The sequence below is a fragment of the Streptomyces sp. NPDC111802 genome (assembly GCF_055634335.1).
Window position 1 is genome coordinate 17,770 of the sequence record NZ_JBVKCZ010000007.1, and the last position, 18,303, is coordinate 36,072.

Here is an 18,303-nt window from a genome sequence, read left to right on the forward strand (position 1 = left end):
GTAGGGTGACCAGCTCGGGGGCCCCTCAGCCGTCGTGAGAGGTGGGGTACGGGGATGACTGTCGGCACGAGCAGCGCACCGGGGGCACCGGAGGTGCGGCGGCGGTCCGCGTCCCGGTCCGGTGATCCCGACGAGCTCGCATTCGACCCCGACGACCTTCCCGACGGTCTCGTCGTCGCCGACGAGCAAGGGCACGTCATCTGCTTCAACGCCGCCGCCGAGCGCATCACCGCCGTCCGCGCCGCCGACGCCCTCGGGCAGCGCCTGGAGAAGGCCCTGCCGTTAGAGGACCTGGAGGGGCGGCGCTGGTGGCAGCTGACCGATCCCTACGGCGGGCTGGCCATCAGGCGCAGGCAGCCCGAGCGCAACCTCCTGCTGCCCGGCGGGCGGGAGGTACTCGTCTCGGCGCGCTATGCCCGCACCGAGCCGACCGGGCCCGTCCGCCGTGTGATCGTCTCCCTGCGGGACACCGAGGCCCGCCGCCGCACCGAGCGCAGTCACGCCGAGCTGATCGCGACCGTGGCCCATGAGCTGCGTTCCCCGCTCACCTCGGTCAAAGGCTTCACGGCCACGCTCCTCGCCAAGTGGGAACGCTTCACCGACGACCAGAAGCGGCTCATGCTGGAGACCGTCGACGCCGACGCCGACCGCGTCACCCGGCTCATCGCCGAGCTGCTCGACATCTCGCGGATCGACAGCGGGCGCCTCGAGGTGCGCCGCCAGCCCGTCGACATGGGCGCGGCCGTGGGGCGGCACATCCAGGCCTACGTCGCCGCCGGCCAGCCCGCCGACCGGTTCCTGCTGCGCATGGAGCAGCCGCTGCCCGACCTGTGGGCCGACCCCGACAAGATCGACCAGGTGCTCAGCAACCTGATCGAAAATGCGGTGCGGCACGGCGACGGAACGGTCACCATTGACATCACGGCCACGGCGTCCCCGCGCGACGGGGAGGACGCCGGCACGTCGGTCATCGTGAGCGACGAGGGGCCCGGCATCCCGGAGGAGTCCATGAACCGCGTCTTCACCCGCTTCTGGCGGGGCAGCAAGCGCGGCGGCACGGGCCTCGGCCTCTACATCGTCAAGGGCATCGTCGAGGCGCACGGCGGCGCCATCGAGGTCGGCCGCGCCCCCGGCGGCGGCGCGCAGTTCCGATTTACGTTGCCCGTGGCGGCACCGGCGTATCTCACCTGAGATCCGGACCGGGCCCCACGGGCGCATTCGCTTACCTCAACCCCGTTAGACTCGGCCTTTGGCACCTTTGTGTCCCAAGAACCAGGACGCTGTGTCCCAAAAACGACGACGCACTGTCCACGAGTCGGTACGGGGACCATCCGCCAGCCAATCGGAAGCACGGGAAGAGATGTCGGCACCGAATAAGTCGTACGACCCTGTAGAGGTCGAGGCCTTGAAACCGGAAGAGATCGAGCGCATGCGGGACGAGGCGCTCGCCGCCTTCGCCGCCGCGGACTCCCTCGACGCGCTCCAGGAGGCCAAGGTCGCCCACACCGGCGGCACCTCCCCGCTGGCCCTCGCCAACCGCGAGATCGGCGCCCTGCCCCCGCACGCCAAGGCCGAGGCCGGCAAGCGTGTGGGCCAGGCCAGGGGCGCCGTCAACAAGGGCCTCGCCGCCCGCCAGGCGGAGCTGGAGGCCGAGCGCGACCAGCGGGTGCTGGTCGAGGAGGCCGTGGACGTCACGCTGCCGTACGACCGCGTACCGGCCGGCGCCCGCCACCCGCTGACCACGCTCTCGGAGCGCATCGAGGACGTCTTCGTGGCCATGGGCTACGAGGTCGCCGAGGGCCCGCAGGTCGAGGCCGAGTGGTTCAACTTCGACGCCCTCAACATCGGCCCGGACCACCCCGCGCGCGGCGAGGCCGACACCTTCTTCGTGCAGGGCCCGGACGGCAGCGGTGACTCCGGTGTCGTCCTGCGCACCCACACCTCGCCCGTGCAGATCCGCTCCCTGCTCGACCGCGAGCTGCCGGTCTATGTGATCTGCCCCGGCCGCGTGTACCGCACCGACGAGCTGGACGCCACCCACACCCCGGTCTTCCACCAGGTCGAGCTGCTCGCCGTCGACGAGGGCCTCACCATGGCCGACCTCAAGGGCACCCTGGACCACATGGTCCAGTCGCTGTTCGGCGAGGGCATGAAGACCCGGCTGCGCCCGAACTTCTTCCCGTTCACCGAGCCGTCCGCCGAGATGGACATGGTGTGCTACGTCTGCCGCGGCGAGTCCGTCGGCAACCCCGACCGGCCCTGCCGTACCTGCTCCTCCGAGGGCTGGATCGAGCTGGGCGGCTGCGGGATGGTCAACCCCAAGGTGCTGACCGCCTGCGGCGTCGACCCGGAGAAGTACAGCGGATTCGCCTTCGGGTTCGGCATCGAGCGGATGCTGATGTTCCGCCACAACGTCGAAGACATGCGAGACATGGTCGAGGGTGACGTCCGGTTCACCCGGCCGTTCGGGATGGAGATCTGATGCGGGTCCCGCTTTCTTGGCTGCGGGAGTACGTCGACCTGCCGGCGACGGAGACCGGGCGCGACGTCCAGGCCAAGCTCATTTCCGCCGGTCTGGAGGTCGAGACCGTCGAGCAGCTCGGCGAGGGCCTCAAGGGCCCGCTCGTCGTCGGCCAGGTGCTGACCATCGAGGAGCTGACGGAGTTCAAGAAGCCGATCCGCTTCTGCACCGTCGACGTCGGCCAGGCCAACGGCACCGGCGAGCCCCAGGAACTCATCTGCGGCGCCCGCAACTTCCAGGTCGGCGACAAGGTCGTCGTCGTGCTCCCCGGCGCCGTGCTGCCCGGCGGCTTCGAGATCGCCGCGCGCAAGACCTACGGCCGCGTCTCGCACGGCATGATCTGCTCCACCAGCGAGCTGGGCATGGGCGACGACGGCACCCACGGCATCATCGTGCTGCCGCCGGAGACCGAGGTCGGCAAGGACGCCATCGAGCTCCTGGAACTGGTCGACGAGGTCCTGGACATCGCCGTCACCGCCAACCGCGGCGACTGTCTGTCCATCCGCGGCGTCGCCCGCGAGACCGCCATCGCCTACGGCCGCCCGCTGCGCGACCCGGCGCTGCTCGACGTGCCCGGCCCGAACGCCTTCGGCTACCCGGTGCAGGTCTCGGACCCGATCGGCTGCGACCGCTTCACCGCCCGCACGGTGACCGGCCTCAGCCCCGAGGCCCGCTCCCCGATCTGGCTGCAGCGCCGTCTGCAGAAGGTCGGCATGCGCCCGATCTCGCTCGCCGTCGACGTCACCAACTACGTGATGATGGAGCTCGGCCAGCCGCTGCACGCCTACGACCGCAAGCTGGTCCAGGGCACCATCGGCGTGCGCCGGGCCGAGGAGGGCGAGAAGCTCGTCACCCTCGACGGCGTCGAGCGGGGGCTGCACTCCGAAGACCTCGTCATCACCGACGAGCGCGGGCCGATCGGCCTCGCGGGCGTCATGGGCGGCGCCAACACGGAGATCGCCGACCACGACGACACGGAGAACGCCTCGACCGACGTCGTCATCGAGGCCGCCCACTTCGACCAGGTCTCCATCGCGCGCACGGCCCGCCGCCACAAGCTGTCCTCCGAGGCGTCCCGCCGCTTCGAGCGCGGCGTCGACCCGGCCGCGGCCGCCGCGGCCGCCCAGCGGACGGTGGACCTCCTGGTGCTCCTGGCGGGCGGTACCGCCGAGGCAGGTGTCACCGAGGTCGTCACGCCTTCCGGACCGCACACCATCACCACCCCGGCCGACCACCCGGACAAGGTGGCGGGTGTCGAGTACGGCCGCGAGACCGTCGTACGGCGGCTGCAGCAGATCGGCTGCGATGTGTACGGGCAGGACGAGCTGATCGTCACCGTCCCGTCCTGGCGGCCCGACCTCGTCGAGCCCAACGACCTGGCCGAAGAGGTCATCCGCCTGGAGGGCTACGAGAACCTGCCCTCCACGCTGCCCAAGCTGCCCTCCGGCCGTGGCCTGACCCATCGTCAGCGACTGCACCGCCGGGTCGGCCGCGCGCTGGCCGGTGCCGGTTATGTCGAGGCGCCGAACTACCCCTTCGTCGGCGAGCAGGTCTTCGACCAGCTCGGCCTGGCGGCCGACGACCCGGCCCGCCGGGTCGTCAAGCTGGTCAACCCGCTCAACGACGAGGAGCCCGCGCTGCGCACATCGCTGCTGCCCGGTCTGCTCGGCGCGCTGCGCCGCAATGACGGGCGGGGCTCGCACGACCTGGCGCTGTTCGAGACCGGGCTGGTCTTCCACCCGCGCGAGGAGCAGGGTGCCGCCGGTCATCTGCCGGTCGACCGCCGCCCGACCGACGAGGAGATCGCCGCGCTGAACTCCGTGCTGCCCGAGCAGCCGCGACACGTGGCCGTCGTCCTCGCCGGTGCGCGTGAGCAGGCCGGCTGGTGGGGCGGTGGCCGTCCGGCCGGGTGGGCCGACGCGGTCGAGGCGGCGCGTACCGTGGCGAGGGAAGCCGGGGCCGAGCTGATCGTTCGGGTCGGGCAGTACGGGCCTTGGCACCCGGGGCGGTGCGCCGAGCTGGCGATCACCGTCGATGGTGCGGAGCGGGTTGTCGGTCATGCCGGTGAGCTGCACCCGAGGGTGCTCAAGGCGCTGGGCCTTCCTGGGCGTACCTGCGCGATGGAGCTGGACCTGGACGCCTTGGAGCAGGCCGGTGACGGTGCGCCTCAGGCGCCGAGCATCTCGACGTTCCCGGTGGCCACGCAGGATGTCGCCCTCGTGGTGGACAAGCCGGTGCCGGCCGCGGAGGTCGAGGCCGCGTTGCGTGACGGGGCGGGTGAACTCCTCGAAGCCATCCGGCTGTTCGACGTGTACGTCAATGACGAGCAGCTCGGTGACGGGAAGAAGTCGCTGGCGTACGCGCTGCGGTTCCGTGCCCGCGACCGGACGCTGACCGTCGATGAGGCTTCCGCTGCCAGGGACGCGGCGGTTGCCCTCGCCGGCGAGCGTACGGGAGCTGTTCTGAGGGGCTGATCGCGCAGTTCCCGCGCCCCTGAAGGGGCGCGTTGCGGTCACCTCACTCAATAGGGTGACTTCTCGGGGTGATCTGGTACTTCCGGACCATCTGCCGACAGAATCGGACCGGCCTTTCGGGGTCGGTCCGTCTGCGTTGTCAGGGCCTATTGGGGGGCCATCGGCATGTTCCGCATCAAGGCTCGGGTTCCCCGCAAGGTGCTGGCGTTGGGGCTGCCCATCGTCTGGGGCGCGATGGCGATCACGTACAAGCTGGCCTGCCCGCTGGCCCAGGAGGACAGCTTCGGGGCTCGCGTGGTCACCAGTGTGGTCTTCTTCGCCGTGGGTACGGCGCTGATCGTGCACGTCCGACGGGCGTTGCTGCGTGAGCTTCGGCAGGTCCGCAAGGTCGCCGGCGCCGCGCAGAGCGCGCTGCTGCGGCCGTTGCCCGCGCGCATCGACGGGCTGAACGTCGCCGCCGCCCAGCTCTCCGCGGATCGCGGCGCCCTTGTGGGCGGCGACCTGTACGAGGTCATCGCCACCGAGCACGGCGTGCGGGCGGTCATGGGCGACGTACGCGGCCACGGCATCGCCGCCCTCGGCACGGTCGCCGCCGTCCTCGGCAGCTTCCGCGAGGCCGTCCACGACGAACCCGATCTGGGCCTGGTGCTGCGCAGACTGGACCGGGCCCTGGCGCGGCACCTGCGCGAGCGGGCCCGCGACGAACATCCCTCCACGGGCCGGGAACCCGACACCCCGGTCGCCGAGGAGTTCGTTACCGTCCTGTTGCTGGAGATCGGGCGGGACGGCGAGACCACCGCCCTCAACTGCGGTCATCCCTGGCCGTATCTGCTGAGCGGCACAGGCGTCGAACCCCTGGCGCGCGCCGACCCGCTGCCGCCCCTCGGTCCGTTCCCGCTCCCCGCCGAACTGACCCCCTTGCCCTGCGGCTCCCTGCTGCCCGGCGACTCCCTGGTCCTGTACACGGACGGCGTCGAGGACGCGAGGGACGCGAGAGGCCGGTTCTTTTCGCTGCAGACGGCGCTCATCGGCGTCGTACGCGACGCCCCGATCACTCCCCAGGCGATCCTGCGCACCCTCTTCACGGCCCTCCTCCGCCACACAAGAGGACGGCCCGCGGACGACATGGCGCTACTGGTCCTACGGAACGACCGAACTCCGGTCCAGTGCACGCCCTCAGGGGCGCGGGGAACTGCGCGACCAGCCACAACGAACCCGTAGCCGACCAACCACCTTTAGTGCAACGGCGATCAGTCGCCCGGCGTAGCCGGCGCAGCGTCGGCGCGGCGACGCCGTCCGCCCCGCCACGGAGTGTCGGGCAGGCAGCTGGGCGGACGGCGGATGCGGGCCGCCGCACTGTACGAGGGGGAGCCGGCGGCCCGGCCGGCCTCTTGCGAGGCATTTCAGTCAACCGGTTGGAAACTCTCCGCAACAGCGCGCGCACCCTACGGATTCGGACACTCCGTTCACACCCCGTGTGAACCGGTTCGCACTACTCTGACGGCACCGAGCCACCCGGGGGGCATACATGCAGCCCAACACTCTGCTCGACGCGATCCTGGACGAGGCCGGGATCTCGCACGCGGGGCTGGCAGCACACGTGAACCAGGCGGGGCGGGCGCGTGGCCTCGCGCTGAGATACGAACACACCGCCGTCGCACGGTGGTTGAAGGGACAGCGGCCACGCGGCCAGGTGCCCGACCTGATCTGCGAGGTGCTCGCCGCCCGGCTGCACCGTACGGTCACGCTCGACGACATCGGCCTCGGCGTACCCGGTGAACCGGCCTCCGTGCACACCACCTCGCTGTCCGGCTTCGTGGAGCGGGCCACCGCCCTGTGGCGCTCCGACGAGCAGCAGCGGCCCCACATCCTGGGCGCACCCGCGGTCACGGGCACGCCCGCCGTGATGCCGGTGTGGGAGTGGGAGAACCCGCCCGAGGACGTCGACGTCTCACGCGGGGGCCGGCACCGGGTCACCCCCGCCGACCTCGAGATGCTGCGCGCCGCCCGCAGCCACTACGAGCAGATGTACCGCAAGGCGGGCGGCATAGCGACCCGTACCCGGATAGTCGGTTTCCTCAACGCCGAGGCGGCCCCGCTGCTGCGCGGCAGCTACACCGACGCCACCGGGCGTCAACTGCACCGGGCCACGGGCGGGTTGGTGGCCATCGCCGGGATCTGCGCGTACGACTCCGACGCGCACGGGCTCGCGCAGCGGTACTTCCATCAGGCGCTGCGGCTGGCGAAGGCCAGCGGGGACCGTGGGCTGGGTGCGTATGTGATCGCCCTGCTCGTCAACCAGGCGCTGTTCATGCGGGAGTTCCGGCAGGCCGTCGCCTTCGCGGAGGCCGCGCTGCGGGCGGCCGGCAAGCACATCACCCCCGCGCTCGCCTCCGACCTGTACGCGATGCAGGCGAAGGCGTACGCCCACCTCGGCGACGGCACGAGCGCGCTGTCCTGCATTCGGCGTGCCGAGCAGGCCGCCGATCGTATCCACCGCGGATATGAACCCGACGAAACGGGCTATGTCCAGCCCGGACTTGTCAACGTCCAGGTGGCGGAGGCGCTGCTGAGTCTCGGGGAGCTGGCGGCCGCGGGGGAGCATGCCGCTGCCGCCGTCGACAATCCCGCCCATGACCGGGGCCGGGTGCACCGGTTGGCCATGCTCAGCACGATCGAGCTGCGTCAGGGCAACGCCGACAAGGCGGTGGCCACGGCGGTGCAGATGGCCGAGCAGGCGCGGGGAATGGAGTCCCAGCGCCTGCGCGACAGACTCCGTGCGGTGCGCGAACACCTGGTGCGCAGCGGCAGCGCGGGCACCTCCGCGGCCGCCGAACTCATCGACGGAGCGCTGCGCGTGCCGCTGTAGTCCGGTGCAGGCGGGTACGCGAACACCGACACCTCATAGTCCCTGCTGCGATATTGCCACTTACTCGACGGAAGGTGGCAGAACCGTGCAGTGGACGAAACAGAACGAACAAACTGTGTATGAAAACCGCTGGTTCACCGTCAACCTGGCAGATGTGGAGCTGCCCGACGGCCGGCACCTGGATCACTTCCTCATCCGGCTGCGGCCGGTCGCCGTGGCCACGGTGGTCAACGAGGCCAACGAAGTCCTCCTCCTGTGGCGCCACCGCTTCATCACTGACAGCTGGGGGTGGGAGCTCGCGGCGGGCGTCGTCGAGGACGGCGAGGACATCGCCCGCGCGGCCGCCAGGGAACTCGAGGAGGAGACCGGCTGGCGGCCGGGACCCCTGCACCACCTGATGAGCGTGGAGCCCTCCAACGGGCTCACCGACGCCCGGCACCACATCTACTGGTCCGACGAGGGCGAGTACATCGGTCACCCCGTGGACGACTTCGAGTCGGACCGCCGGGAATGGGTCCCGCTCAAGCTCGTCCCCGACATGGTCGCCCGTGGGGAGGTCCCGGCCGCCAACATGGCGGCCGCGTTACTGATGCTGCACCATCTGAGGCTCTAGTGCCCGACCGCCTGCCAGATCGCCACGACGAGAGCACCCACGGCGGTGATGGCGGCGACCGCGGGCAGCGGCCAGCGCGCGTGTTCCAGTGTGTTGATCCGGGTGTTCAGCTCGTCGAGTTCCTTGGCGCTCTCCTCGGTGCGGTGGCTGAGCAGAGCCAGCCCGCCCTCCACGCGGGCGTAGGCGACGTCGAGGCGACGTCGTAACTCTGCGAGTTCCCCTTGTACGACGGGATGCTCGGGATCGGCGGTCACTTGTCCGCTCCTTTCCGTAGTCGTCTCACATCCCTTGCATGCGCAGGGAAAGTGAACTCGCCTGGTGGGCGCGTGGGGAGCGTGTGCGAGGGGCATATGCGGGCCCGGGGCGCACACGGTGTGTGAATGACACGGGCCCGGCACCATCTCGGTGCCGGGCCCGTGTACTTGGCCGGAATCTGACCGACGGTAATCAGCCGTGGAGGTGATCGGCCCTGGAGTGATCAGCCGTAGGTGTAGAAGCCGGAGCCGGTCTTACGGCCCAGCCGGCCCGCGTCCACCATGCGCTGGAGCAGCGGGGGAGCGGCGTACAGCGGCTCCTTGAACTCGTCGTACATGCTCTGCGCCACCGAGGCGACCGTGTCCAGGCCGATGAGGTCGGAGAGCTTCAGCGGGCCCATCGGGTGGGCGCAGCCGAGCTCCATGCCGTTGTCGATGTCCTCGCGGCTGGCGATACCCGTCTCGAACATCCGGATCGCGGAGAGGAGGTAGGGGATCAGCAGCGCGTTCACGACGAACCCGGAGCGGTCCTGGGCGCGGATGGCGTGCTTGCCCAGCAGCTTCTCGGCGAAGCCCTCGGCGCGGGCGATCGTGCCCTCGGAGGTGGTGAGGGCCGGGATCAGCTCGACCAGCTTCTGCACCGGGGCCGGGTTGAAGAAGTGGATGCCGATGACCTGGTCGGGGCGCGAGGTGGCGACCGCCAGCTTCACCAGCGGGATCGAGGAGGTGTTGGAGGCCAGGATCGCGTCCGGCCGGGTCACGACCTGGTCGAGCACCTGGAAGATCTCGGTCTTCACCTGCTCGTTCTCGACGACGGCCTCGATCACCAGGTCACGGTCGGCGAACTCGCCGAGATCGGTGGTGAACGACAGCCGTGCCAGCGTGGCGTCCCGCTCCTTCTCGCTGATCTTGCCGCGCTCGGCGGCCTTGGCCAGGGAGTTGTACAGCCGGGTGCGGCCGATCTCCAGGGCCTCGCCGGTGGTCTCGGCGACCTTCACGTCCAGCCCGGCGCGGGCGCACACCTCGGCGATGCCCGCTCCCATCTGGCCGCAGCCCACCACACCGACGCGTGCAATATCTCCGGAGATGCCGGTCACATCGACCCCTTCGCTGATCCACGAATGCGGCAGGTCCGCCGTTGTTCGGCGCCTGCTCCAAACCTGCACGTTACCTTCGGCGAAGCTTGATCGATCGTTCGGGTGCCGCATGAAAGGCTGACGCCGGGTCAGTCCGGTACGCACGGATCTGTCCCACGGTGGGGGCCCTTGACCACGGCACACGGAGGTACGAAGACGATGCTGCACCGGAAGTCACGGATGTCACGACGAGCGTTCTCGCTGACCGCCCTGTCGGCGGTCGTGGCGGCGAGCGGGGCGATGGCGGCCGGTGCCGCCACGGCGGGCGCGACGAGCAGGAACCGTCGGTACGGGGACCGCGAGATGCGCGGCGTGTGGGTGGCGACCGTGGCGAACCGGGACTGGCCCGCCAAGCAGGGGCTGCCCCCGGACGAGCAGCGCGCCCAGCTGATCTCCCACCTGGACACGGCCGTGCGATGCGGGCTGAACACGGTGGTCCTCCAGGTACGGCCCACCGCCGACGCGCTGTGGCCCTCGCCGTACGAGCCGTGGTCGCAGGTCCTCACCGGTACCCAGGGCAAGCACCCCGGCTGGGACCCGCTCGGCACGGCCGTCGCCGAGGCCCACGACCGTGGTCTTCAGCTGCACGCCTGGTTCAACCCGTACCGCATCGCCAACCACACGGACCTCGACCGGCTGGCCGACACCCACCCGGCCCGTGAGCACCCGGGCTGGGTGGTGACGTACGGGGGCAAGCTCTACTACAACCCGGGGCTGCCCGAGGTCCGTGCCTTCGTGCAGCGGGCCATGCTCGACGCGGTGGAGAAGTACCCGGTCGACGCCGTTCACTTCGACGACTACTTCTACCCCTACCCGGTGGCGGGCCAGAGCTTCGACGACGACGAGGCCTACGACACCCACGGCGGCGGCTTCGCGGTCCGGGCCGACTGGCGGCGCGACAACATCGACAAGCTGATCCTGGAGATGGCGGCCGGTATCAGGCGGATCAGGCCCTCCACCCAGTTCGGCATCAGCCCGTTCGGCGTGTGGCGCAACGCGGCCACCGACCCGCTCGGCTCCGACACCCGGGGTGGCGTCGAGACGTACGACGACCTGTACGCGGACACCCGTAAATGGGTCCGCGAGGGCTGGATCGACTACATCTGCCCGCAGCTGTACTGGAACATCGGCTTCGCCGCCGCCGACTACGCCAAGCTCCTGCCGTGGTGGGCCGAGGTCGCGCGGGGCACCAGGACCCACCTCTACCTCGGCGAGGCCCTCTACAAGGCCGGCGATTCAGCGCAGCCCGCCGCCTGGCAGGACCCGGCCGAGCTGTCCCGGCATCTCACGCTCGCCGAGGACCACCCGGAAGCGCGCGGGCACGTCTACTTCGCCGCGAAGGACATGGCCGCCGACCGGATCGGGGCCATGGCGCGGGTGGTCGCCGACCACTACGGGCAGCCGGCGATTCCCCCGCGCTGATCCGCGTTGATCCGGGCTGATCCGGGTTGATTCGCGTTGGTCCGCCGGACTACCTCGTGGTATTCCTGTGACGGATCTCGGTGTCGGGGCCGGGGGAGCACAGACCCTCGTGCCCGTCCTCGAAGCGGACGCGGTACGGGGGGTTGCCCTCCTGACCCAGGATCTCGACGATCTCGCCGACCTTGTCGTGTTGTCCGACCACCCTGCCGTGCTGGACAAGCTGGTCGCCCACGGTTGCACGCATCTGTTGGGCCTCCTCACCAGGTGCGGGAGCAGCGGTCCGTGGCCTTGAGTCTACGGCGTGGAGCGGTGGTTGGAAGTGGGTCGTAAGGGCCCGCTCAGCCACGCGCCCGCTGGGTCACGGCGATACACACGAGCACCGCCGCGGCCGTCAGCGGGGCGGCCACTGTCAGGTGCTCGCCCAGCAGCAGCACCGACCACACCAGTGTGAGCAGGGGCTGGGACAACTGCAACTGGCTGGCCTTCGGGATGCCGATGGCCGCCATGCCCCGGTACCAGACGACCAGGCCGAGGAACTGCGAGCCCGCCGCGACCCACAGCAGTCCGGTCACACCGTGCCAGGTCGGATGGACGGGTTCGTACGACAGCGAGACCGCGGCGGCCGGGAGGGTGAGCGGCAGACACAGCACCAGTGCCCAGCCGATCACCTGCCAGCCCGGCATGACCCGGGCCAGCCGGCCGCCCTCGGTGTAGCCGGCCGCGCACACCAGCAGGGCCGCGAAGAGATACAGGTCGGCGGTGGTCAGGGCGCCGCCGCTCTGCTGCACGGTGAAGGCGCCCACCGCGGTGGCGCCCGCGAGCGCCGCCGTCCAGAAGGTGCGGGAGGGGCGGGTGCCGACGCGCAGGGCGGAGAACAGGGCGGTCGTCAGCGGGAGCAGACCGACCACGACGGCCGCGTGGGCGGTGGTGGACGTCTGGAGCGCCAGCGTGGTGAGGAGAGGGAAGCCGACGACCACTCCGGCACCGACCACCGCGAGGCCCGTCCAGTGCCGGCGGGCGGGTACCGGCACTCTCCCCACGGCGAGCAGACAGCCGCCCGCGATCAGCGCGGCCAGCACGCTGCGCACGGCGACCAGGGACCAGGGGCCGAAGCTCTCCAGACCCCAGGCGGTGGCGGGGAAGGTGAGCGAGAAGGCCGCGACACCGAGGGCGGCCTGAAGCGTGCCGAACGAGTTCCCGGGCCGACCGCTGACCGCTATCCCGGTCGGTGCGATAGCGCTACTCTGTGTTCTCATGCAAGAGCGTAGCAGCGTGGTTGACCTGGCGGAACAGTTGCGAAGGGAGCTCGACCGCTACTCTCCCGGTGGAAAGCTCCCATCGAGCCGGGCGCTCGTCGAGCGGTTCCGGGTGAGTCCGGTGACCGTCTCGCGTGCCCTCGCCCAGCTGGCCGCCGAGGGCCTGGTCGTGACCCGGCCGGGCGCCGGCGCCTTCCGCGCCCGGCCGCGCACCGAGGTCGTGGCGGCGGGGGACACCTCCTGGCAGGAGGTCGCCCTCAGCGCGGACGGTGCCGCCGATGTCGTACCGCGCACCGTGGACGCCTCCGGCGTCACCGTCTGTCTCGCCACGCCGCCGCCCGGAGTGATCGAATTCAACGGCGGCTATCCCCACCCCTCGCTCCAGCCCGAGAAGGCCATGGCTGCGGCGCTGTCCCGGGCCGGCCGCCGCCCCGGTGCCTGGGACCGGCCACCGCTGGACGGCCTGCCCGAACTGCGTGCGTGGTTCGCACGCGAGATCGGCGGCACCGTCACCGCCGCCGAGGTGCTGATCGCGGCCGGTGGCCAGTCCGCGCTGACCACCGCCCTGCGCGCGCTCGCCCCGCCCGGCGCGCCGGTGCTGGTCGAATCGCCCACCTACCCCGGCATGCTGGCCATCGCCCGCGCCGCCGGACTGCGTCCGGTGCCGGTGCCGGTGGACCCGGACGGAGTGAAACCGGCCCTGCTCGCCGACGCGTTCCGCGCCACCGGTGCCCGTGTCTTCGTGTGCCAGCCGCTCTTCCAGAACCCCACCGGCGCGGTCCTCGCCCCCGAGCGCCGCCCGGAGGTGCTGCGCATCGCGCGGGAGGCCGGTGCCTTCGTGGTGGAGGACGACTACGTACGACGGCTGGTGCACGAGGACGCGGGTCCGCTGCCGCGTCCGCTCGCCGCCGACGACTCCGACGGCGTCGTCGTCCATGTCTCCTCGCTCACCAAGGCGACCTCGCCCAGCTTCCGGGTCGGCGCACTCGCCGCGCGCGGACCGGTGCTGGAACGGCTGCGCGCCATCCAGATCGTCGACACCTTCTTCGTGCCCCGCCCGCTCCAGGAGGCGGCCCTGGAACTCGTCGGCTCGCCCGCCTGGCCGCGCCATCTGCGGGCCCTGTCGGCCGAGCTCAAGGTCCGCCGGGACGCCATGACCGCGGGCCTGCGGCTGCATCTGCCCGAACTCGCCCTCCCCGACATCCCCTCCGGCGGCTACCACCTGTGGCTCCGCCTGCCCGACGGCACCGACGAGCACGCCCTGACCTCGGCCGCCCTGCGCACGGGCGTCGCACTCACCCCCGGCCGCCCGTACTTCAGCGCGGAGCCCCCGGCCGGGCACCTGCGGCTGAGCTTCGCGGCCGTGGCGGGGGTGGGGGAGATCGCGGAGGGGGTACGACGGTTGCGGGCGGCCTGTGACGAGGTGCTCCAGTCCGGGGCAGCCGTCGCCCGCACCCACCCCTGACGCCCCCGCCCACGGGAAATCCGCTCGACGTCGGCGCCGTAGCCCTGCGAGCCTCGCCGTATGACCGACACCCCTCCCCTCGCCGAGGGTTACGAGAGCTCCGCCGACACCGACCGTATCGACCGCGAGCGCGTGCACCGGTGGCTGTCCACCGACGCGTACTGGGCGCTCGGGAGGGCGCGTGAGCGGCAGGACCGGGCGATCGAGGGGTCGCTGAACTTCGGCGTGTACGAGTCGGTTTCCGGGGAGCAGGTGGCGTACGCCCGGGTCATCACCGACCGGGCCACCTTCGCATGGCTGTGTGACGTGTACGTCGATCCGTCGGTGCGCGGCAAGGGGATCGGGACGGCGCTCGTCGCGGCCGTACGGGACCACCTGCGGTCGTACGGAGTGAAGCGGGTGCTGCTCGCCACGCACGATGCGCACGGGGTGTACGAGAAGCTCGGGTTCGCGCCGTTGGAGAAGCCGGACCAGTGGATGGCGCTCTACCTCTGAGTCGTGGTGCTTGAAACTTCCAACTGCTCGATTTCGGCGACTTGTCCGCCTGATCCTGACCCTGGGGTAAGGAATCGCCAACCCTCGGTGACACCTGCACAACGCCTCTTGACCTGCGCACTTTCGCGACACACCATCGCCGCATGTCACTTCGGGTCACGTTCGTCGCCGCCGCGCGCAGCTCCTCGCTGCTCGCGGAGCGCTTCGAGGACGACCGGCCGCTGGACCAGGCCGGCTGGGACGAGGTGCAGCGCGTCGCTCGCGACCTGCTGCCGCTGGCCGCGGCCGAACTGCGCTACTGCTCGCCGACCCCGCGCAGCCGCGCGACCGGTGACGCCCTCGGCTATGCGCCGCTGGTGCAACTGGCCCTGCGCGACTGTGGCATGGGCCGCTGGCGGGGGCTCACGCTCGGTGAGGCGATGGCCCGTGAGCCGGAGGCGGTGGACGCCTGGCTGGCGGACCCGCGCGGCACACCGCACGGCGGCGAGTCGCTGATCGCGTTCATCTCCCGGGTCGGCGGCTGGCTGGACACCCGGCCCGTGGACGACGGCGGCCGTATCGTCGCCGTGGCCGAACCGTCCGTGATCCGCGCCGCGCTCGTGTACGCGCTCAAGGCGCCGCCGTCGACGTACTGGAACATCGACGTACGTCCCCTGTCGACGACCACCGTCACCGGTCGCGCGGGCCGCTGGAACCTCCGCCTCGACGGGGTGCCGGCTCAGCCCTCGCGGGCGTAGTCGGTGGTCAGGAGCAGATCCTTGGCCGGGCCGCGCACCCGCCACACGCTCCGCCAGTGGCCGTTGTCGAGGACGGTGAACTCGCCCCGGTAGAGGTCGGCCGCGCAGGGATGGTCGGCGACATGGTGGCCGGACGTCAGATCCAGGTCATGGAACGGCCGGCCGTCCGAGAAGCGCACATCAGCCGTTCCCGGTGAGCTCCCGGGCAGGAAGCGCAGCGTCCGCTCGGCGGGGCGCGGGACGCCCTGCCAGACGAACACGCCGGACTCGTGATGCAGCAGCCCGCCGCCCTCCAGCGGGTCGAAGGCCGTCGTGCCGGTGAACTCGCCCGTCTCCTCGTTCGCGAGATCCCGCACGGACCGCTCGGCCCGCCAGCTCCCGGCCAGATACCCCAGCGCATCCGGTACTGGCCAGAACTCGCCCATCCGTTCCACCGTTCCGACCCTTTCGAAGCCGCGCGACCCGTTGACGCTCCGGAATCCCCTCCCTATCTTGCCGTTCGAAGTGCTGATCATCGTCTGATATTTCGAACATCGAGCCGCGGAGTATCCATGTCACGCACGCGCTGGAGATGCGGCACAGCCGCCGTCGCCTTCCTGATGGCAGCAGGCCTCGTCCCCACCACCGCACATGCCGAGGACGTCACCGACTACTCGATCACCGTCGACCCGGCAGCCAGGGGCGCGAAGATCGACGACACGATGTACGGCGTCTTCTTCGAGGACATCAACCGGGCCGCGGACGGCGGGCTGTACGCCGAACTCGTGCAGAACCGGTCCTTCGAGTACTCCACCGCCGACAACGGCTCCTACACACCGCTCACCTCCTGGACGGTCGACGGCACCGCGCAGGTCGTGAACGACTCCGGCCGCCTCAACGAGCGCAACCGCAACTACCTCTCCCTCGGCGCCGGTTCGTCAGTCGTGAACGCCGGCTACAACACCGGCGTCCGCGTCGAGCAGGGCAAGCGCTACGACTTCTCGGTATGGGCCCGCGCCGAGGGCGGCACCACGCTGAGCGTCACCCTCAAGGACGCCGGCGGCTCGCTGGCGACCGCCCGCCAGGTGGCCGTGAAGGGCGGCTGGGCCCAGTACAAGGCCACGTTGACCGCGACCCGCACCAGCAACCGCGGGCGTCTCGCCGTCGCCGCCGGGGACGCGGCGGCCCTCGACATGGTGTCGCTGTTCCCGCGCGACACCTACCGGAACCAGCCGAACGGCCTGCGCAAAGACCTCGCCGAGAAGATCGCCGCCCTGCACCCGGGCTTTGTGCGCTTCCCCGGCGGCTGCCTCGTCAACACCGGCTCCATGGACGACTACAGCGAGGCCTCGGGCTGGCAGCGCAAGCGCTCCTACCAGTGGAAGGACACCGTCGGCCCGGTCGAGCAGCGTGCGACAAATGCCAATGTCTGGGGCTACAACCAGTCGTACGGACTCGGCTACTACGAGTACTTCCGCTTCTCCGAGGACATCGGCGCCATGCCGTTGCCCGTCGTCCCGGCCCTGGTGACCGGCTGCGGCCAGAACAGGGCCGTCGACGACGAGGCGCTGCTGAAGCGGCACGTCCAGGACACCCTCGACCTCATCGAGTTCGCGAACGGCCCGGCGACCTCCAAGTGGGGCAAGGTGCGCGCCGGGATGGGCCACCCGAGGCCCTTCCACCTCACGCACATCGAGGTCGGCAACGAGGAGAACCTCCCGAACGAGTTCTTCACCCGCTTCCAGCAGTTCCGCGCCGCCGTCGAGGCCGAGTACCCGGACATCACGGTCGTCTCCAACTCCGGCCCGGACGACAGCGGCACGACCTTCGACACCGCCTGGAAGCTGAACCGCGAGGCGAACGTCGACATGGTCGACGAGCACTACTACAACACCCCCGACTGGTTCCTCCAGAACAACGACCGCTACGACTCCTACGACCGCGGCGGCCCCAAGGTCTTCCTCGGCGAGTACGCCTCCCAAGGCAACGCCTGGAAGAACGGCCTCTCCGAAGCCGCGTTCATGACCGGCCTGGAGCGCAACGCCGACGTCGTCAAGCTCGCCTCGTACGCCCCACTGCTCGCCAACGAGGACTACGTCCAGTGGCGGCCGGACCTGATCTGGTTCAACAACCGGGCCTCCTGGAACTCGGCCAACTACGAGGTCCAGAAGCTGTTCATGAACAACGTCGGCGACCGGGTCGTCCCGTCGAAGGCCACGACCACGCCGGACGTCAGCGGCCCGATCACCGGTGCGGTCGGCCTGTCGACATGGGCGACCAGTGCCGCGTACGACGACGTGAAGGTCACCTCGGCGGACGGCTCGACGCTGCTGAGCGACGACTTCTCCGGTGACGCCTCGAAGTGGACGCACTCGGGCGGTGGCAGCTGGAGCGTCCAGGACGGCCAGTACGTCCAGACCGACGACGCCGCCGAGAACACCATGGTCCAGGCCGGCGACCCGTCCTGGCACGACTACGACCTGCATGTGAAGGCCACCAAGAAGTCCGGCAAGGAGGGCTTCCTCGTCGCCTTCGGCGTCAAGGACACCGGCAACTACTACTGGTGGAACCTGGGCGGCTGGAACAACACCCAGTCCGCCGTCGAGCAGGCCGTGGACGGCGGCAAGGGCACGCTGATCACCAAGGCCGGGTCGATCGAGACGGGCCGCGCCTACGACATCGACATCAAGGTCCGCGGCCGCCAGGTCACCCTGTACCTGGACGGCAAGGAGTGGGGCGGCTTCACCGACGACAAGCCGGCCGAGCCGTTCCGTCAGGTCGTCACGCGCGATGCCGCGAGCGGTGACCTGATCGTCAAGGTCGTCAACGCCCAGGCCACGGCCGCCCGTACCGCCATCGACCTGGGCGGCACCAAAGTCGCCTCCAGGGCCGGGGTCACCACCCTGGCCGCCGACCAGGACGCGGTGAACACCGAGACGGACGCGCCGGTCACCCCGGCGACGTCGACCTTCTCGGGGGTGGCCGACAAGTTCACGTACACCTTCCCGGCGAACTCCGTGACCTTCCTGCGGATCAAGCAGAGGTAGGTCCCGGGCGGTTCCGGCGGTGGGCCGCCGCCTCC

General features: G+C 70.6%; 16 protein-coding genes. 11 read left to right on the top strand and 5 right to left on the bottom strand.

Annotated features, from left to right (window positions below; translation table 11 throughout):
* The first annotated feature begins 54 nt into the window (after window positions 1-54).
* The 6 genes from ACZ7NC_RS09215 to ACZ7NC_RS09240 all read left to right on the top strand — a co-directional run bounded on the left by ACZ7NC_RS09215 (window position 55) and on the right by ACZ7NC_RS09240 (window position 8,477).
* A complete protein-coding gene (locus ACZ7NC_RS09215; RefSeq protein WP_471486318.1) occupies window positions 55-1,191 on the top strand; it encodes a sensor histidine kinase in 1,137 nt (378 codons plus the stop codon).
* A 169-nt stretch (window positions 1,192-1,360) separates the two neighbouring features.
* A complete protein-coding gene (gene pheS, locus ACZ7NC_RS09220) occupies window positions 1,361-2,482 on the top strand; it encodes a phenylalanine--tRNA ligase subunit alpha (RefSeq protein WP_471486319.1) in 1,122 nt (373 codons plus the stop codon).
* The gene (pheT, locus tag ACZ7NC_RS09225; protein WP_471486320.1) at window positions 2,482-4,995 is read left to right on the top strand and encodes a phenylalanine--tRNA ligase subunit beta; all 2,514 of its coding nucleotides are present in this window, start codon (window positions 2,482-2,484) and stop codon (window positions 4,993-4,995) included. Before pheS ends, pheT begins: the two co-directional genes overlap by 1 nt.
* Before the next feature lie 165 nt (window positions 4,996-5,160).
* Complete coding sequence (locus ACZ7NC_RS09230) at window positions 5,161-6,216, top strand: PP2C family protein-serine/threonine phosphatase (RefSeq protein ID WP_471486322.1); 1,056 nt, start codon at window positions 5,161-5,163, stop codon at window positions 6,214-6,216.
* Between the two features lie 307 nt (window positions 6,217-6,523).
* Window positions 6,524-7,864, top strand: a complete 1,341-nt coding sequence (locus ACZ7NC_RS09235) for a transcriptional regulator (RefSeq protein WP_471486324.1) — start codon at window positions 6,524-6,526, stop codon at window positions 7,862-7,864.
* An 85-nt stretch (window positions 7,865-7,949) separates the two neighbouring features.
* The gene (locus ACZ7NC_RS09240) at window positions 7,950-8,477 is read left to right on the top strand and encodes an NUDIX hydrolase (RefSeq protein WP_471486326.1); all 528 of its coding nucleotides are present in this window, start codon (window positions 7,950-7,952) and stop codon (window positions 8,475-8,477) included.
* Here the strand turns inward: ACZ7NC_RS09240 and ACZ7NC_RS09245 are convergent.
* Window positions 8,474-8,731, bottom strand: a complete 258-nt coding sequence (locus tag ACZ7NC_RS09245; protein ID WP_471486328.1) for a hypothetical protein — start codon at window positions 8,729-8,731, stop codon at window positions 8,474-8,476. The two genes, ACZ7NC_RS09240 and ACZ7NC_RS09245, sit on opposite strands and share 4 nt — an antisense overlap.
* Before the next feature lie 224 nt (window positions 8,732-8,955).
* A complete protein-coding gene (locus ACZ7NC_RS09250) occupies window positions 8,956-9,828 on the bottom strand; it encodes a 3-hydroxybutyryl-CoA dehydrogenase (protein ID WP_471486330.1) in 873 nt (290 codons plus the stop codon).
* Window positions 9,829-10,047: 219 nt separating this feature from the next.
* Here ACZ7NC_RS09250 and ACZ7NC_RS09255 point away from each other — a divergent pair, with 219 nt between their 5' ends.
* The gene (locus tag ACZ7NC_RS09255; protein ID WP_471486332.1) at window positions 10,048-11,289 is read left to right on the top strand and encodes a glycoside hydrolase family 10-like protein; all 1,242 of its coding nucleotides are present in this window, start codon (window positions 10,048-10,050) and stop codon (window positions 11,287-11,289) included.
* A gap of 49 nt (window positions 11,290-11,338) precedes the next feature.
* On the opposite strand, the gene ACZ7NC_RS09260 is transcribed toward ACZ7NC_RS09255, so the two are convergent.
* Window positions 11,339-11,533 carry a DUF1918 domain-containing protein gene (locus tag ACZ7NC_RS09260; protein ID WP_471486333.1) on the bottom strand — a complete coding sequence of 65 codons (195 nt, stop codon included), beginning with the start codon at window positions 11,531-11,533 and terminating at the stop codon, window positions 11,339-11,341.
* 94 nt (window positions 11,534-11,627) lie between these two features.
* A complete protein-coding gene (locus ACZ7NC_RS09265; RefSeq protein WP_471486335.1) occupies window positions 11,628-12,545 on the bottom strand; it encodes a DMT family transporter in 918 nt (305 codons plus the stop codon).
* On the opposite strand from ACZ7NC_RS09265, the gene ACZ7NC_RS09270 reads away from it, so the two are divergent.
* The 3 genes from ACZ7NC_RS09270 (at window position 12,544) to ACZ7NC_RS09280 (ending at window position 15,242) form a co-directional block, all read left to right on the top strand.
* Window positions 12,544-14,010: an aminotransferase-like domain-containing protein gene (locus ACZ7NC_RS09270; protein WP_471486337.1), complete on the top strand. Its 1,467-nt coding sequence runs from the start codon at window positions 12,544-12,546 to the stop codon at window positions 14,008-14,010. The two genes, ACZ7NC_RS09265 and ACZ7NC_RS09270, sit on opposite strands and share 2 nt — an antisense overlap.
* A 60-nt stretch (window positions 14,011-14,070) precedes the next feature.
* Window positions 14,071-14,505: a GNAT family N-acetyltransferase gene (locus ACZ7NC_RS09275; protein ID WP_471486338.1), complete on the top strand. Its 435-nt coding sequence runs from the start codon at window positions 14,071-14,073 to the stop codon at window positions 14,503-14,505.
* 143 nt (window positions 14,506-14,648) lie between these two features.
* Window positions 14,649-15,242, top strand: a complete 594-nt coding sequence (locus ACZ7NC_RS09280; RefSeq protein ID WP_471486340.1) for a histidine phosphatase family protein — start codon at window positions 14,649-14,651, stop codon at window positions 15,240-15,242.
* Here ACZ7NC_RS09280 and ACZ7NC_RS09285 read toward each other — a convergent pair.
* Window positions 15,224-15,667: a DUF6314 family protein gene (locus ACZ7NC_RS09285; protein WP_471486341.1), complete on the bottom strand. Its 444-nt coding sequence runs from the start codon at window positions 15,665-15,667 to the stop codon at window positions 15,224-15,226. The genes ACZ7NC_RS09280 and ACZ7NC_RS09285 overlap by 19 nt on opposite strands.
* 126 nt (window positions 15,668-15,793) lie before the next feature.
* On the opposite strand from ACZ7NC_RS09285, the gene ACZ7NC_RS09290 reads away from it, so the two are divergent.
* The gene (locus ACZ7NC_RS09290; RefSeq protein WP_471486342.1) at window positions 15,794-18,268 is read left to right on the top strand and encodes an alpha-L-arabinofuranosidase C-terminal domain-containing protein; all 2,475 of its coding nucleotides are present in this window, start codon (window positions 15,794-15,796) and stop codon (window positions 18,266-18,268) included.
* Window positions 18,269-18,303: the final 35 nt, after the last annotated feature.

Excerpts from the sequence above, each read along its gene's own strand:
- ACZ7NC_RS09215 (WP_471486318.1), top strand. The coding sequence starts at position 55 with ATGACTGTCGGCACGAGCAGCGCACCGGGGGCACCGGAGGTGCGGCGG.
- pheS (WP_471486319.1), top strand. The coding sequence starts at position 1,361 with ATGTCGGCACCGAATAAGTCGTACGACCCTGTAGAGGTCGAGGCCTTG.
- pheT (WP_471486320.1), top strand. The coding sequence starts at position 2,482 with ATGCGGGTCCCGCTTTCTTGGCTGCGGGAGTACGTCGACCTGCCGGCG.
- ACZ7NC_RS09230 (WP_471486322.1), top strand. The coding sequence starts at position 5,161 with ATGTTCCGCATCAAGGCTCGGGTTCCCCGCAAGGTGCTGGCGTTGGGG.
- ACZ7NC_RS09235 (WP_471486324.1), top strand. The coding sequence starts at position 6,524 with ATGCAGCCCAACACTCTGCTCGACGCGATCCTGGACGAGGCCGGGATC.
- ACZ7NC_RS09255 (WP_471486332.1), top strand. The coding sequence starts at position 10,048 with ATGTCACGACGAGCGTTCTCGCTGACCGCCCTGTCGGCGGTCGTGGCG.
- ACZ7NC_RS09260 (WP_471486333.1), bottom strand. The coding sequence starts at position 11,533 with ATGCGTGCAACCGTGGGCGACCAGCTTGTCCAGCACGGCAGGGTGGTC.
- ACZ7NC_RS09270 (WP_471486337.1), top strand. The coding sequence starts at position 12,544 with ATGCAAGAGCGTAGCAGCGTGGTTGACCTGGCGGAACAGTTGCGAAGG.
- ACZ7NC_RS09265 (WP_471486335.1), bottom strand. The coding sequence starts at position 12,545 with ATGAGAACACAGAGTAGCGCTATCGCACCGACCGGGATAGCGGTCAGC.
- ACZ7NC_RS09275 (WP_471486338.1), top strand. The coding sequence starts at position 14,071 with ATGACCGACACCCCTCCCCTCGCCGAGGGTTACGAGAGCTCCGCCGAC.
- ACZ7NC_RS09280 (WP_471486340.1), top strand. The coding sequence starts at position 14,649 with ATGTCACTTCGGGTCACGTTCGTCGCCGCCGCGCGCAGCTCCTCGCTG.
- ACZ7NC_RS09285 (WP_471486341.1), bottom strand. The coding sequence starts at position 15,667 with ATGGGCGAGTTCTGGCCAGTACCGGATGCGCTGGGGTATCTGGCCGGG.
- ACZ7NC_RS09290 (WP_471486342.1), top strand. The coding sequence starts at position 15,794 with ATGTCACGCACGCGCTGGAGATGCGGCACAGCCGCCGTCGCCTTCCTG.